General features: G+C 64.8%; 13 protein-coding genes. 10 read left to right on the forward strand and 3 right to left on the reverse strand.

Going from position 1 to position 12,812, the window contains the following annotated elements; all coding sequences use genetic code 11:
• Nucleotides 1–60 precede the first annotated feature (60 nt).
• Genes F604_RS0101570 through greA form a run of 3 tightly spaced genes read left to right on the forward strand, consistent with a single transcriptional unit; the run spans nt 61 to nt 3,253 of the window.
• Nucleotides 61–1,911, forward strand: coding sequence for a chorismate-binding protein (locus F604_RS0101570; RefSeq protein ID WP_019550138.1), 1,851 nt, complete (start codon nt 61–63; stop codon nt 1,909–1,911).
• Nucleotides 1,908–2,726, forward strand: a complete 819-nt coding sequence (locus F604_RS0101575; RefSeq protein ID WP_026328909.1) for an aminotransferase class IV — start codon at nt 1,908–1,910, stop codon at nt 2,724–2,726. Before F604_RS0101570 ends, F604_RS0101575 begins: the two co-directional genes overlap by 4 nt.
• Before the next feature lie 56 nt (nt 2,727–2,782).
• Nucleotides 2,783–3,253 (forward strand): transcription elongation factor GreA, encoded by a 471-nt coding sequence (gene greA / locus F604_RS0101580; RefSeq protein ID WP_015717289.1) that lies wholly within the window; start codon nt 2,783–2,785, stop codon nt 3,251–3,253.
• Here greA and recO read toward each other — a convergent pair.
• The gene (gene recO, locus F604_RS0101585) at nt 3,248–3,943 is read right to left on the reverse strand and encodes a DNA repair protein RecO (protein WP_019550140.1); all 696 of its coding nucleotides are present in this window, start codon (nt 3,941–3,943) and stop codon (nt 3,248–3,250) included. The genes greA and recO overlap by 6 nt on opposite strands.
• Nucleotides 3,944–3,962: 19 nt before the next feature.
• Here recO and F604_RS0101590 point away from each other — a divergent pair, with 19 nt between their 5' ends.
• The 5 genes from F604_RS0101590 (at nt 3,963) to queA (ending at nt 9,303) form a co-directional block, all read left to right on the forward strand.
• Nucleotides 3,963–4,193 (forward strand): hypothetical protein, encoded by a 231-nt coding sequence (locus F604_RS0101590; protein WP_015717287.1) that lies wholly within the window; start codon nt 3,963–3,965, stop codon nt 4,191–4,193.
• Nucleotides 4,194–4,383: 190 nt separating this feature from the next.
• Nucleotides 4,384–5,142 carry a TIGR00282 family metallophosphoesterase gene (locus tag F604_RS0101595; protein ID WP_019550141.1) on the forward strand — a complete coding sequence of 253 codons (759 nt, stop codon included), beginning with the start codon at nt 4,384–4,386 and terminating at the stop codon, nt 5,140–5,142.
• Entirely contained in the window at nt 5,139–7,724 is a 2,586-nt protein-coding gene (locus F604_RS0101600; RefSeq protein WP_038044469.1) for a phosphoenolpyruvate carboxylase, read from the forward strand. Before F604_RS0101595 ends, F604_RS0101600 begins: the two co-directional genes overlap by 4 nt.
• Nucleotides 7,725–7,735: 11 nt before the next feature.
• Nucleotides 7,736–8,272 carry a LabA-like NYN domain-containing protein gene (locus F604_RS0101605; protein WP_019550143.1) on the forward strand — a complete coding sequence of 179 codons (537 nt, stop codon included), beginning with the start codon at nt 7,736–7,738 and terminating at the stop codon, nt 8,270–8,272.
• Nucleotides 8,269–9,303: a tRNA preQ1(34) S-adenosylmethionine ribosyltransferase-isomerase QueA gene (gene queA / locus F604_RS0101610; protein ID WP_019550144.1), complete on the forward strand. Its 1,035-nt coding sequence runs from the start codon at nt 8,269–8,271 to the stop codon at nt 9,301–9,303. Before F604_RS0101605 ends, queA begins: the two co-directional genes overlap by 4 nt.
• On the opposite strand, the gene F604_RS0101615 is transcribed toward queA, so the two are convergent.
• Together F604_RS0101615 and mgtE are read right to left on the reverse strand one after the other, a co-directional pair.
• A complete protein-coding gene (locus tag F604_RS0101615) occupies nt 9,293–9,685 on the reverse strand; it encodes an inorganic diphosphatase (RefSeq protein WP_019550145.1) in 393 nt (130 codons plus the stop codon). The two genes, queA and F604_RS0101615, sit on opposite strands and share 11 nt — an antisense overlap.
• Nucleotides 9,682–11,025: a magnesium transporter gene (mgtE, locus tag F604_RS0101620; protein WP_420804981.1), complete on the reverse strand. Its 1,344-nt coding sequence runs from the start codon at nt 11,023–11,025 to the stop codon at nt 9,682–9,684. Before mgtE ends, F604_RS0101615 begins: the two co-directional genes overlap by 4 nt.
• A 213-nt stretch (nt 11,026–11,238) precedes the next feature.
• Between mgtE and ffh the strand changes: the two genes are divergently transcribed.
• Together ffh and rpsP are read left to right on the forward strand one after the other, a co-directional pair.
• Nucleotides 11,239–12,543, forward strand: coding sequence for a signal recognition particle protein (gene ffh, locus F604_RS0101625; protein WP_019550147.1), 1,305 nt, complete (start codon nt 11,239–11,241; stop codon nt 12,541–12,543).
• A gap of 6 nt (nt 12,544–12,549) precedes the next feature.
• Entirely contained in the window at nt 12,550–12,804 is a 255-nt protein-coding gene (gene rpsP / locus F604_RS0101630; protein ID WP_015717279.1) for a 30S ribosomal protein S16, read from the forward strand.
• The last annotated feature ends 8 nt before the right edge of the window (nt 12,805–12,812 follow it).

Genomic DNA, 12,812 nt, shown 5'->3' on the forward strand with positions numbered 1-12,812 from the left:
GTAAGCCTCACTGGGGAAGCGGAATCTGGCCATCCCCCCAAGCCTGGTATACTTGGCCCCGTGCTGGGCCTTTACCACGCCGCCAGGTGCCTGGGCCTACGGCCAGCCCTGCTGGAGTCCCTGGGGATAAGGGCGCCCTTTTCCCGGCTTTCCCTTTTGGGCTTAAAGCCAGCGCACCGCCTCGAGGTGTGGGAGGGCTGGCTTTACCTGAATGGGAGGCGGGTGGGAGAGGCCCTGGACATCTTCGCCTACCTGGAGAAAGGCCTGGGGAAAGGGTATTTCCCGGCCTGGATGGGGTTTTTTGCCTACGAGTTTGCCCGCCACTTGGGCCTCGCCACCCATGGGCCCTTGCCGGGCCTGCCCGAGGCGGCCTTCTTTTACTATCCCGAGGGATTTGCCCTTTTGCAGGGGCGGCTTGTGGAAAGGCCTTCATTGCCCCTTGGGCCTTTACCTTACACCTCTCCACCTTTGCCCCCGCATCCTTTGGTTTCCGATTTCCCCCGGGAGGCTTTCCTGCAGGGAGTCCAGGCGGTTCAGGAGAGGATCCGGGCCGGGGTGGTCTACCAGGTGAACCTTTCCCACCGCTTCCGCCTGCTGGGGGCCGTGGACCCCCTTCTCCTTTACGCGCGCTTGCGGCTTTTGAACCCTTCTCCCTTCATGGGCCTTTTGGAAGGAGAGGGTTGGGCGGTGGTCTCGGGAAGCCCGGAGAGGCTTTTCCAGAAGGTGGGTGGCCGCATCCGGGCCCGTCCCATCGCCGGCACCCGGCCAAGGGGGAGGAGAGAGGAGGAGGACCTGGCCCTGGAAAGGGAACTCCTTTCTTCCCCCAAGGAACGGGCGGAGCACGCCATGCTGGTGGACCTCCTGCGCAACGACCTGGCCCGGGTGGCCTTGCCGGGGACGGTGAGGGTGCGGGAGCTATTTACGGTGGAACGCTACGCCCATGTGATGCACCTGGTCTCCGAGGTGGAGGGGTATACCCGGGCCTCCTTGGGCCAGGTTTTCGCCAGCCTATTCCCGGGAGGCACCATCACCGGGGCTCCCAAGTCCACGGTGATGGAGGCCATCCGCGAGCTGGAGCCCGTACCCCGGGGGGCCTACACGGGAAGCCTGGGGTACGTGTCGGGCCGGGGAGCGGACTTCAACATCCTCATCCGCTCCTTCCAGCAGGTGGGGGAGGAGGTGCTTTTTTCCGCGGGGGCGGGCATCGTGATCGGTTCAGAGCCGGAAGCGGAATACCGGGAAACGCTTCACAAGGCAGAGAGTCTTCTTTTGGCTTTGGACCGGGGCATGCCTGGAGCTAAGCCCGAAACGCCAAGGGTTTCGGCTTCATGGGCCCCGCCACCCCCTCCCCGGAGGGTACGGGCCAGGGTCCTCTTCCTGGAAAACCGCGATTCCTTTAGCTACAACCTCGTGGACTACCTGCGGGCCCTGGGGGCGGAGGTGGTCGTGGTGGACCAGGAGGAGCCTCCGAACCTCCGGGGATTCAGCCACCTGGTGGTGGGGCCAGGACCCAAGGACCCCTTTACGGCGGGTAGGGTCCTGGAGTGGACCCATAGGGCCTTGGCGGAAGGGATGCCTTTTTTGGGGGTTTGCCTGGGCCACCAGGCCCTGGGGGTGGCCCTGAGGGCTGAACTCTACCGGGAAGCCCCCGTGCACGGGGAGGCCCATGCCATCCACCACCGGGGAGAAGGCCTCTTTCAGGGCCTGCCCAACCCCCTTCCCTTTGCCCGCTACCACTCCTTGGCCATAAGGAACCTTCCCAGAGGGGTGCGCCTCCTGGCCTGGACTGGGGATGGGGTGCCCATGGCCATCTGGGATGGCAGGCGGGCCTACGGCGTGCAGTTCCACCCGGAGAGTATCCTGTCCCCGTGGGGGATGGAGCTCTTGGCCCGGTTTCTCAAGGAGGCCTGAGGCGGGTTCTCCTGAAAGGGGAGCCTTTCAGCGAGCCCCTTCCGGAGGGGTTTTTATACCATGGCCTTAGCGTTTTCACCACCTTGAGGGTGGAAAGGGGCCGACCCCTTTGGCTGGAGGAGCATCTTTTTCGCCTGCGCAGGCATGCTTTGGCCTTGGGGCTTCCCTACCCAGGGGATGGAGTGTTTTTGAAGGACCTCGAGGCCCTGGCCAAGGAGTTCGCCCACCTTCCCTGTTTCCGCCTCCGCTTCACCGTGGGGGAGGGGGTGTGGCTTTCCGAGGCTCGTCCGTATACCCCGCCCCCCTTGGCGGCCTATGAGGAGGGGGTGAAGGTGGCCCTCACCCCTTACCGGGTCCACCCCGACCTGGCCCGCTTCAAGACCGGAAACTACCTGCCCTACCGCCTGGCCCTGAAGGAGGCGGAGGGACAAGGGGCCTTTGAGGGGCTTTTGCAGGATGGCGAGGGCTACGTGGTGGACGGAAGCCGCACCAGCCCGCTCCTTTACCGGGATGGGGCGCTCCTTCTCTTGGAGGGGGGCCTCGAGGGCATCACCCGCAGGAAGGTGGCCGAGGCCGCCCGGGAGCTGGGGCTTAGGGTGGAGCGGGCCCGCTTGTACCCCTGGGAGCTCCCCTTGGCGGAGCCTCCTCCCCTTCCTCCCCATCTTTCCCTGCGCCGCCGGGGAGGGGAGGAGGAAGGGGTAAGGGGCAGTTTGCTCCTGGCGGGAAGCGGGGTGGGGCTTTTGCCGGTGGGGTCCTTGCCCAAAGAGTTGCTTCCCCTGATGGAGCGCTTCCTCCCCGCCTGCTATACTGAATAGCGGTACCTCCAGCCCATGGCCATGGGCTGGTGCCCCTTTTTACGCGGAGGGATGGGATGAAGAAGCCGGTCTACCTCACCCCAGAAGGCTTTAGGCGCCTTCAGGAGGAGCTGCATCACCTGAAGACCACCAAGCGGCAGGAGATTTCCGCCGACTTTGAACAGGCCCTGGAGGAAGGGGATTTAAGGGAGAACGCCGGTTACGACGAGGCGCGCCGGGCCATGTGGCAGAACGAGGCCCGCATTGCCCAGCTGGAAGACCTCTTGGCCCGGGCGGTGGTGGTGGAGGGGAACGGCTCCTACGACCAGGTGGCCCTGGGCTGCCAGGTGGAGCTGGAAACCGAATCCGGGGAAAGGCTTTCGTTGGCCATCGTGGGTAGCCACGAGGCGGATATCTTCAGCGGCAAGATCTCGGACGAGTCCCCCCTTGGCCAGGCCCTTTTGGGTAAGAAGGTGGGGGACGTGGTGGAGATAAGGGGCAAGAAGGGAGCCCAGGTCTACACCATCCTGGAGATCAAGCCCCTATAGTTCGGCGGTAAGCGCAGGTGTGGCCTTGAGGGGGCCTAGGGCCTCTTCCGCATGGTGTTTCAAGGCTAGGCATAGCCTTTCCAGGGGAGCTTCTTCCAGGTAGGAAAGGGCCTCGCTACCCGGAAGATGGAGGATGGCCCTGAGGGCCTCCACGCCCTTTTCCCCCAGGTAGATGCCCTCCTCCCCGTACGGGCCGGACCCGTGAACCAGGCGGCCTGCCTTCAGATATAGGCCAGGCCCCAGGAGGTGTGGGCTTAAGCCCCCGGCCTTCACCACCCGCCATCCCGCCCATACCAGGGGCAGAAGGGGCCTGGGGTGCTTGGCGATGCCCCTCAGGCCGGAGATGAAGACCGGGTAGATCCTGGGGGCGGCCTCCGGGGAGGCCAGGCGGTAGGAGAGCTCCGCCAGAAAAGAGGCCAGAAGGAAGCGCCGGGGTTCCTCCAGGCCGTGGAGGCGGCCCAGGAGTTCCGCCTGGGTGAGGGTGGGAAGGCCCTCCTCCTTGGCATAAAGCTGGAAGCGCACATGGTGGAACAGGGAGAGTCTGCCCGAGCGCCCCGAAGGGCGCACCCCCTTGCGGGCCACGGCTTCCAGGCTTCCCTTGGGAGTGAGGAACCGCAAAAGGAGGTCCCCTTGAAGCAGGGCCTTCCGGCCTACCACAATGCCTTCCTCCAGGCGGTACCGCTCCACCATTCCAGTGTATGCTGAGAGTATGGAACGGAGCCTGCGCGACATCCTGGAATGGGTGGTTTTGGGCCTCTTGGTGGTGGTGGGGGTGCTTTTGGCCCTCTGGGTGGGGGGATGGGTCTTCACCTTCTTGGGCCGGGTGCTTCTGGCCCTTTCCGGCCTCATCTGGGAGCTTTTGCGGTTCGCCATCCCCTTGCTGGTCCTGGCGGCCATCGGCTACGGTGTGGTTTATCTATTGCAGAAGCGCACCGCATAGGCTAGCGGCTCGAGGAAAGCCTGGGGATAACCCGGAATAAGCGCCCAGCCCCCGTTAGAGGGGCTGGGCTTATCCTTAGGGTGTGTGCCTTCCGGGGTGGGGGCTTTGGGAGAACTTCAGGCCAAGGGGTACGCGTACATCAAGGTAGGCTGAACCTGAAAGGACCCGCATGGGTGCGTATAATGCCCCCATGCGGGTCCTCTTCATCGGCGACGTAATGGCTGAGCCCGGCCTGAGGGCGGTGAGCCTCCACCTGCCGGACATCCGGGACCAGTACGACCTGGTCATAGCCAACGGGGAGAACGCCGCCCGGGGTAAGGGTCTGGACCGGCGTTCCTACCGCCTCCTACGCGAGGCGGGGGTGGACTTGGTGTCCCTGGGAAACCACGCTTGGGATCACAAGGAGGTCTACGAGCTCTTGGAACGGGAACCCGTGGTGCGGGCCCTCAACTACCCTCCTGGCACCCCAGGGCGGGGGTGGTGGCGGCTTAGCGCAGGTGGGGAGAGCCTTCTTTTCGTGCAGGTGATGGGCCGGATCTTCATGGATCCCCTGGACGATCCTTTCCGCACCCTGGATGCCCTTTTAGCCCAGGAGAAGGCGGATTACATCCTGGTGGAGGTGCATGCCGAGGCCAGCAGCGAGAAGATGGCCCTGGCCCACTACCTGGATGGGCGGGTCACGGCCGTGCTGGGCACCCACACCCACGTGCCCACCCTGGATGCCATGCGCCTGCCGAAGGGCACCCTGTACCAGACCGACGTGGGCATGACCGGCACGTATGCATCCATCATCGGCGGGGAGGTGGAGACCTTCCTGGCCCGCTTCCTTACGGGCAGGCCCCAGCCTTTTCGGGCTGCCCAGGGAAGGGCGCGTTTCCACGCCACCGAGCTGGTTTTGGAGGGCGGCAAAGGGGTTTCCATAGGCCCTTACGTGTGGGAGGAGCCGTGAAGCCTGCGAAGGAGGATACCTTTGACCTATTGCGGGCAGAGGTGGACCTTTTAGGCCGCCTTCTGGGCGAGGCCATCCGGGCGATTTCGGGGGAGCGTTTTTTCGCCTTTGTGGAGGAGGTGCGCCTCCTATCCAAGGCCCGACGACAGGGGGACGAAGGAGCGAGGGCCACCCTTTTGAAGCGGGTGGAGGGGCTTTCCCTCGAGGAGGCCGAGGCCTTGGTGCGGGCCTTTACCCATTACTTCCACCTGGTGAACCTGGCGGAGGAAAGGCACCGGGTGCGGGTGAACCGCCTTAGGGCCCAGGCGGAAACCCTGGAAAACCCGAGGCCCGAGGGCTTCTTGGCCCTGGCCAAGGCTTTGAAGGAAAGGGGGCTCTCCCTGGAGGAAGTGGAAGCCCATCTGAACCGCCTGGAGCTATGGCTCACCTTTACTGCCCATCCCACCGAAACCCGCAGGCGGACCCTAAGGCACCATCTGGAAAAACTACAAGAAGAGCTGGAGGCCCAAGACCGTTCCCGCTTGGCGGCCAGGGTGGCCCTGCTCTACGCCACCGAGGAGGTGCGCAAGGCCAGGCCCACGGTGGAGGACGAGATCAAGGGAGGGCTTTACTACCTGCCCACCACCCTCTGGCGGGCGGTGCCCCAGGTGGTGGAGGGCCTCGAGGCCGCCTTGGAGAAGGTGTATGGCAAACGTCCCCGTCTGAAGAGCCCGGTACGCTTCAGGAGCTGGATCGGGGGGGACCGGGATGGCAACCCTTTCGTCACCCCTGAGGTAACCGCCTTTGCTGCGCGGTATGCCCGCCAGGTGGCCCGGGAGCGGTTCTTGCTGGAGCTGGAAAACCTGGTGCGGGACCTTTCCCTTTCCGAGACCAGGATTCCCGTGCCCAGGGGGGTGCGGGAGGGAGGAGAGGGGACGGAGCGCTTCCCCGGGGAGCCCTACCGGCGGTTCTTCGCCAGGCTTTATACCCGCCTGGAGAAGGGTGAGGTGAGCACGGAGGAGCTTTTGCGAGCCCTGAGGGTGGCGGAGGAGGGCCTGGTTTCCGTGGGCCTGGAACAGGTGGCAGCCTCCTTCCTCCGTCCCCTCGAGGCCCGCCTTTTCGCCTTCGGCTTGGAGCTTGCGCCCTTGGACCTGAGGGAGGAGTCCGGGAAACTCCTGGAGGCAGCGGCGGAACTCCTCAGGGTTGGGGGGGTCCACCCCGATTTCCTTTCCTTGCCCCCCGAGGCTCAGGAGGCCCTCCTCACCGAGGAGCTGAGGAGCGCCCGTCCCCTCCTGCCCGTGGGCCATGAGCCCCAGGGAGAGGCCCTGCGGGTGGCGTTAGGGGCCCTGCGGGCCTGGCAGGACAAGGGAGCCCATGTGGTGTCCATGACCCACCATCCTGCTGACATCCTGGTGGTGTTTCTCTTGGCGCGGGAGGTGGGGCTTTACCGGCCGGGGGCAGCTCTACCCTTTGACGTGGTGCCCCTATTCGAGACCCTTGAAGACCTCCGCCGGGCTCCGGAAGTGCTGGCCCGTCTCCTGCAAAACCCCGTCTTTCTGGTCCATGCCCGGGGCCGGGGCGGAGTGGAGGTGATGATCGGCTACTCCGACTCCAACAAGGATGCCGGCTTTCTGGCTGCCAACCTGGCCCTTTACGAGGCCCAGGAGGCTCTGGCCAAGGTGGGGGAGGGGTTTGGTCTACCGGTCTACTTCTTTCACGGCCGGGGCACCTCCACCGCCCGGGGCGGGGGGCCTGCGGGCCGGGCCATTGCCAGCCTGCCTCCCAGGAGCGTGGGGCACCGCATCCGCCTCACGGAGCAAGGGGAGGCTCTGGCGGACCGCTACAGCCATCCTGAGCTGGCTGTGCGCCACCTGGAGCAACTCCTCTTTCACTTCGCCCAGGCGGCCTTGGGCGAGGGGGTGGAGCCTAGACCTGAGTGGCGCGAGGCCCTATGGCAGGCGGGGGAGGAAAGCATGCGCCGCTACCGGGCCCTCTTGGCCCAGGAGGGCTTCTTCCCCTTTTTCGAGGCCTTCACCCCCATTCGGGAGATTGGGGAACTCCCCATCGCCAGCCGTCCTGTGTACCGCCACGGCCGGGTGCGGGAGATCCGCGACCTCAGGGCCATCCCCTGGGTGATGGCCTGGACCCAGGTGCGCTTGCTTTTGCCCGGTTGGTACGGGCTTACGGCCTTGGAGGCCTTGCCCCTGGACCTTCTCAGGCGGATGTACCGAGAGTGGCCTTTTTTCGCCTCCACCTTAGAGAGCGCTGCCATGGCCTTGGCCAAGGCGGACCTTGGGGTAGCGGCCCTGTACCTGCGCTTGGTGCCGGAAAAACTACACCCCCTCTTCCACAGCATCGCCCAGGAGTATCAGAAGACCGTGTCCCTCCTGGAGGGTATCTTTCAGGCTCCCCTCCTCCACAATCAAAGGACCCTGGAAAGACAGATCGCCTTGCGCAATCCCTACGTGGACCCCATCAACTTCGTGCAGGTGGAGCTCCTCCGCCGCTACCGCAGCCCCGGGGGACGGGGGGATGAAGCCTTGAAAAAAGCCCTTCTCCTCTCCATCCTGGGGGTGGCGGCAGGCCTTAGGAACGCGGGGTAAGATAGAAGCCGATGGAGCTTGGCCAGTATCCCGACCAGCGGGTGGGCGTCTTTGTGGACACCCAGAACCTCTACCATTCTGCCCGGGATTACTACGAGCGCAACGTGAACTTTGAGAGTCTCCTGCGCTTCGCCGTGGGGGGCAGACGGTTGGTGCGGGCTACGGCCTACGTGGTGGAAAAGGAAGGGGATACCTCCGCCTGGCCTTTCATCTACAAGCTTTCCACCATCGGCTACCGGGTACGGCGCATGTACCTCACGGTGAAGGAGCTGGGTGAGGGTGGCAAGCCCATCTACGAGGGGAACTGGGACATGGGTATCGCCGCGGACATGGTGAGGCTTATGCCTTACCTGGACGTGGTGGTCCTGGGAAGCGGGGATGGGGACTTTGTGGAGATCCTCGAGGTCCTCATGGAACGGGGCATCCGGGTGGAGGTGATCGCCTTTCGGGAGACCACCGCCCAGAAGCTCATCGATGCTGTGGACCGCTTCGTGCACCTTCCCGATATCCCGAATGCCTTCATGGAGCCTAGGAACACCGAGCGATGAGCCTCGAGGCCTACGACTACTTTCTGCCCGAAGAACTCATCGCCCAGGAGGGGGTAGAGCCCCGGGATAGGGCCCGGATGCTGGTGGTCCATCGGGAAGGGCCCTTTCGTGCCGAGCACCGCCAGGTCAGGGACCTTCCCGAATACCTTCGCCCGGGAGATGTGTTGGTTTTTAACGAGAGCAAGGTGATCCCCGCCCGCCTCTTGGCCCAAAGGCCCACGGGGGGAAGGGTGGAGGTGCTCTTGGTGCGGGAGCGGGCTCCGGGGCTTTGGGAAGCCCTGGTGGGGCCCGGCCGCAAGGCCAAGCTCGGCACCAGGCTCCGCTTTCTGTCTCCCCGGGACCTCCGCGTGGTTCCGGACCTCGAGGCGGAGGTGGTGGGGGTGGAGGAGGATGGGGTGCGGCTCCTTCGCTTCCAGGGGGACCTGATGGCCCACCTGGAGGAAGTAGGGGAGGTACCCCTGCCCCCTTATATCAAGGCCAAAATCCCTCCGGAACGCTACCAGACCGTGTACGCCAGGCGTCCGGGCTCCGTGGCCGCCCCCACTGCCGGGCTCCACTTTACCCTGGAGCTTTTGGCCCGCCTGAGGGGCATGGGGGTGGAGCTCTGCTTCCTAACCCTGCACGTGGGCCCCGGCACCTTCCGCCCGGTGAAGGGGGATCCCGAGAAGCACGAGATGCACCCTGAGCCCTACGAAATCCCTGAGGAAACCGCAGAAGCCATCAACCGGGCCAAGAAGGAGGGCCGGAGGGTGGTGGCGGTGGGCACCACCGTGGTCCGAGCCCTGGAAAGCGCCTTCCAGAAAGGGATTGGGGTGGTGCCGGGGATAGGGGAGACCCGGCTTTTCATCCGTCCGCCCTACGCCTTCCAGGTCATAGACGCTCTTTTCACCAACTTCCACCTGCCTCGTTCTACCCTGCTCATGCTGGTGGCCGCCTTTTTGGGCTACGAAAAGACCATGGAAGCGTACCGGCTTGCGGTGGCGGAGCGCTACCGGTTTTACTCTTTGGGGGACGCTATGCTTATCCTCTGAGCAACGCCTTCAGCCAGTCCCTGGCCTCCTGTGGGCCGAGGAGAAGGGGCTTGCGGCTTGGGTGGAACCAGGCGAGGAGTTCTTGGGCTTCCCTTGGGCTTGGCCCTTGCCCCTGGGCCTCGAGGAGGATCTTGTGGTCCCCATCCGCCAGCCACATTATGCCCACCACTTCCCCCTCCACCTGGGTTCCTGGGGGAAGGGGAGGACCCAGGAAAACCGCATCCACCTCTTCCCCGTCGGCGGGGTTGATGAGGCCAGGGATGAGACCATAGTTCACCGGCGCCGGTTGGTCCACGGCCACCAGGGCGAGGTTCCCATCCTTCCAGGCATAGCGGAAGGAGCTTCCTTTGCTCCACTCCACCACCATGCGGAGCCGATTCATCCCAACTCCAGCAGAAGTCGGGCCACCGAGAGGTAGATGAGGAGGCCCGAGATATCGGAAAGGGTGGCCACCAGGGGGTTGGAAACCAGGGCAGGATCCACGCCAAGCCGCCTCAACACCACGGGGAGCATGGCCCCCACCAGGTTGGCGAAGAGCACCAGGAGGAAAAGGGCCAAGGCTACCACCGGGGCCAAGGCGGCATGCCCGTCCAGGAAAACCTTGCCCACGAGGAGGGCAGCCAAGGTGAGGCCGAGCAGGCTTCCCACCAGGGCTTCCTTGGTCAGGACCCGGCGCCAGTCCCTGAGGTCCAGGTCCCGGGTGGCCAGGGCCCGGATGATGAGGGTGGCGGACTGGTTGCCGGTATTGCCCCCCGTGCCCAGGAGTACGGGGACATAGAAGGCCAAGGCGGTGGCGGCCTCCAGGAGGTTTTCAAACCCCTGGAGGATGGAACTGGTCACCATGCCCGTGAGGATGAGGATCACCAGCCAGCGCACCCGGGCCATCCAGAGGGCGATGGGGGAGGCTTGGCTGTACACCAAGTCCGGCACGTCCACCGCCGCCATGCGGTGGATGTCCTCGGTGGCCTCCTCTTCTAAAACGTCCAGCACGTCGTCCACCGTGACGATGCCCACCAGCACCCCGTCCTCGTCCACCACGGGCAAGACGGTGAAGTCGTAGTCGGCCATGAGGCGGGCTACCTCTTCCTGGTCGGTGTCCGTGCGGGCGAAGACCACCTTGGGGTTCATGATCTCCGCCACCTTGGTCTTCGGGTCAGCCACGATGAGGTCTCTTAAGGACAAGACGCCCTTGAGGCGGCCCGCCTCGTCCACCACGTAAATGTAGTAGATGGTTTCCGCATCAGGGGCGGCCCGGCGCAGGAAGCGGATGACCTCCTCCACGGTCATGCCCTCCCGCACCGCCACGTACTCGGGGGTCATGAGGCCGCCTGCCTCATCCTCCTCGTACTGGGTCAGCTCTTCCACCTCAGCCCGGGTTTCGGGATCCAGGGCCTCCTTGAGGCGGTGGACTAGATCGGGGTCCTCCTCCTCCACCGCCTGGAGGGCGTCGGCCAAGTCGTCCAGGGAGAGCTCCTCTAAGAGCTCCCGCACCCGCCAGGGGGGGAGGGTTTTCAGATATTCCGCCTGCTCCTCCGCGGGGAGGTTGGCGAAAACCTCCGCAGCCCGTTCCTTGGGAAGGAGGGTGAGGACCACGTAGCGGTGTTCCCCCTCGAGGTCATCCCACACGGCCAAGAGGTCCTGGGGATGGGTTTCCTCCAGGAGCTTGCGAAGCTTGAGGGTGTCGCCTTCTTGCAGGGCTTGGCGCAGAGGGGAAAGGGTCATCTCCACAGGCGGCCTCCTTTCTCCTGAAGGCCGCCTGCTGGGCGGCCTTCAGGGCCTAGGACTCGAGGGCAAAGCCCCTAGCATACCTTCCTTAGCCTAGGGTTCCCGGTCGGGGCCGTCAACCGTGCCCACTAGAAATGTGGGAAAAATTGAGGTTGACACGCTCAAGGGGTCTGGCCTATTCTAAAGCCCGGCCTGGCGGCCGGGAGGCTCATGTTTGCGAAGCTGGCAGGAAGACTGCAGGAGGCCATAGACCGCTTAAGGGGACGGGGCCGTATCACCGAGGAGGACCTGAAGGCCACCCTCAGGGAGATCCGTCGGGCCCTGATGGACGCCGATGTGAACCTGGAGGTGGCGAGGGCCTTTGTGGAAAGCGTCCGGGAGAAGGCCCTGGGCCAGAAGGTCCTGGAAAGCCTGACCCCGGCCGAGGTGGTGCTGGCCACGGTCTACGAGGCCCTCAAGGAGGCCTTGGGCGGGGAACCCCGCTTCCCCACCCTGAAGAACCAGAACCTGTGGTTCCTGGTGGGCCTCCAGGGCTCCGGCAAAACCACCACCGCGGCCAAGCTGGCCCTTTTCTACAAGGGGAAGGGAAGGAGGCCCCTCCTGGTGGCCGCCGACACCCAGCGCCCGGCAGCCCGGGAGCAGCTTCGCATCCTGGGGGAAAAGATCGGGGTCCCGGTCCTGGAGGTGCAGGATGGGGAGAGCCCCGAGTCCATCCGCCGTAGGGTGGAGGAGAGGGCCAGGCAGGAGGTTCGCGACCTCATCCTGGTGGACACCGCCGGGCGCCTGCAGATCGACGAGCCCTTGATGGCGGAGCTGGCCCGACTCAAGAAGGCCATGAACCCCGACGAGGTGCTTCTGGTCCTGGATGCCATGACCGGCCAGGAGGCCCTTTCGGTGGCCAAGGCCTTCGACGAACGGGTGGGGGTCACGGGGCTCATCCTCACCAAGCTGGATGGGGATGCCCGGGGTGGGGCGGCCCTCTCCGCCCGGCACGTGACGGGGAAGCCCATCTACTTCGCCGGGGTTTCCGAGCGCCCCGAGGGCCTGGAACCCTTCTACCCTGACCGGCTGGCGAGCCGGATCCTGGGCATGGGGGATGTGGCCACCCTGGCGGAGAAGGTTCGGGCTGCGGGCCTCGAGGCCGAAACCCCCAAGTCCGCCAAGGAGCTCACCCTGGAGGACTTCCTCAAGCAGATGCAGAACTTGAAGCGCCTGGGCTCCTTCTCGGAGATCCTCGCCATGCTTCCCGGGGTGGGTAAGGCCTTGCCCGCCGGGGTCCAGGTGGACGATAAGGCCATCAAGCGCCTGGAGGCCATCGTTCTTTCCATGACCCCCGAGGAGCGCAAGGACCCCCGCATCCTAAACGCCTCCCGCCGCAAGCGCATCGCCAGGGGAAGCGGCACCAGCGTGCAGGAGATCAACCGCTTCATCAAGGCCTTTGAGGAGACCAAGGCCCTAATGAAGTCCCTGGAGAAGAACAAGGGCCGGGGACTCATGGGAATGTTCAGGAGGTAGGAAAGAATGGTAAAGATCCGGCTTTCTCGTTTCGGCTCCAAGCACAACCCTCACTACCGCATCGTGGTCACCGATAGCCGTAGGAAGCGCGACGGCGCCTACATCGAAAAGATCGGGTACTACGATCCCCGCAAGACCACTCCCGAGTGGCTGAAGGTGGACGTGGAGCGGGCCAAGTATTGGCTTTCCGTAGGGGCCCAGCCCACGGACACCGCCCGGAGGCTTCTCCGGCAGGCGGGGGTTTTTCGGAAGGAAGGCTAGGGGTTAAG

This window comes from Thermus scotoductus DSM 8553 (assembly GCF_000381045.1).
Taxonomy (GTDB): Bacteria; Deinococcota; Deinococci; order Deinococcales; family Thermaceae; genus Thermus; species Thermus scotoductus.

What these genes read in the sequence shown, in the direction of transcription:
- greA (WP_015717289.1), top strand. Translation starts at nt 2,783, where the DNA reads ATGAAGAAGCCGGTCTACCTCACCCCAGAAGGCTTTAGGCGCCTTCAG.
- recO (WP_019550140.1), bottom strand. Translation starts at nt 3,943, where the DNA reads ATGGTGGAGCGGTACCGCCTGGAGGAAGGCATTGTGGTAGGCCGGAAG.
- F604_RS0101590 (WP_015717287.1), top strand. Translation starts at nt 3,963, where the DNA reads ATGGAACGGAGCCTGCGCGACATCCTGGAATGGGTGGTTTTGGGCCTC.
- F604_RS0101595 (WP_019550141.1), top strand. Translation starts at nt 4,384, where the DNA reads ATGCGGGTCCTCTTCATCGGCGACGTAATGGCTGAGCCCGGCCTGAGG.
- F604_RS0101605 (WP_019550143.1), top strand. Translation starts at nt 7,736, where the DNA reads ATGGAGCTTGGCCAGTATCCCGACCAGCGGGTGGGCGTCTTTGTGGAC.
- queA (WP_019550144.1), top strand. Translation starts at nt 8,269, where the DNA reads ATGAGCCTCGAGGCCTACGACTACTTTCTGCCCGAAGAACTCATCGCC.
- F604_RS0101615 (WP_019550145.1), bottom strand. Translation starts at nt 9,685, where the DNA reads ATGAATCGGCTCCGCATGGTGGTGGAGTGGAGCAAAGGAAGCTCCTTC.
- mgtE (WP_420804981.1), bottom strand. Translation starts at nt 11,025, where the DNA reads ATGACCCTTTCCCCTCTGCGCCAAGCCCTGCAAGAAGGCGACACCCTC.
- ffh (WP_019550147.1), top strand. Translation starts at nt 11,239, where the DNA reads ATGTTTGCGAAGCTGGCAGGAAGACTGCAGGAGGCCATAGACCGCTTA.
- rpsP (WP_015717279.1), top strand. Translation starts at nt 12,550, where the DNA reads ATGGTAAAGATCCGGCTTTCTCGTTTCGGCTCCAAGCACAACCCTCAC.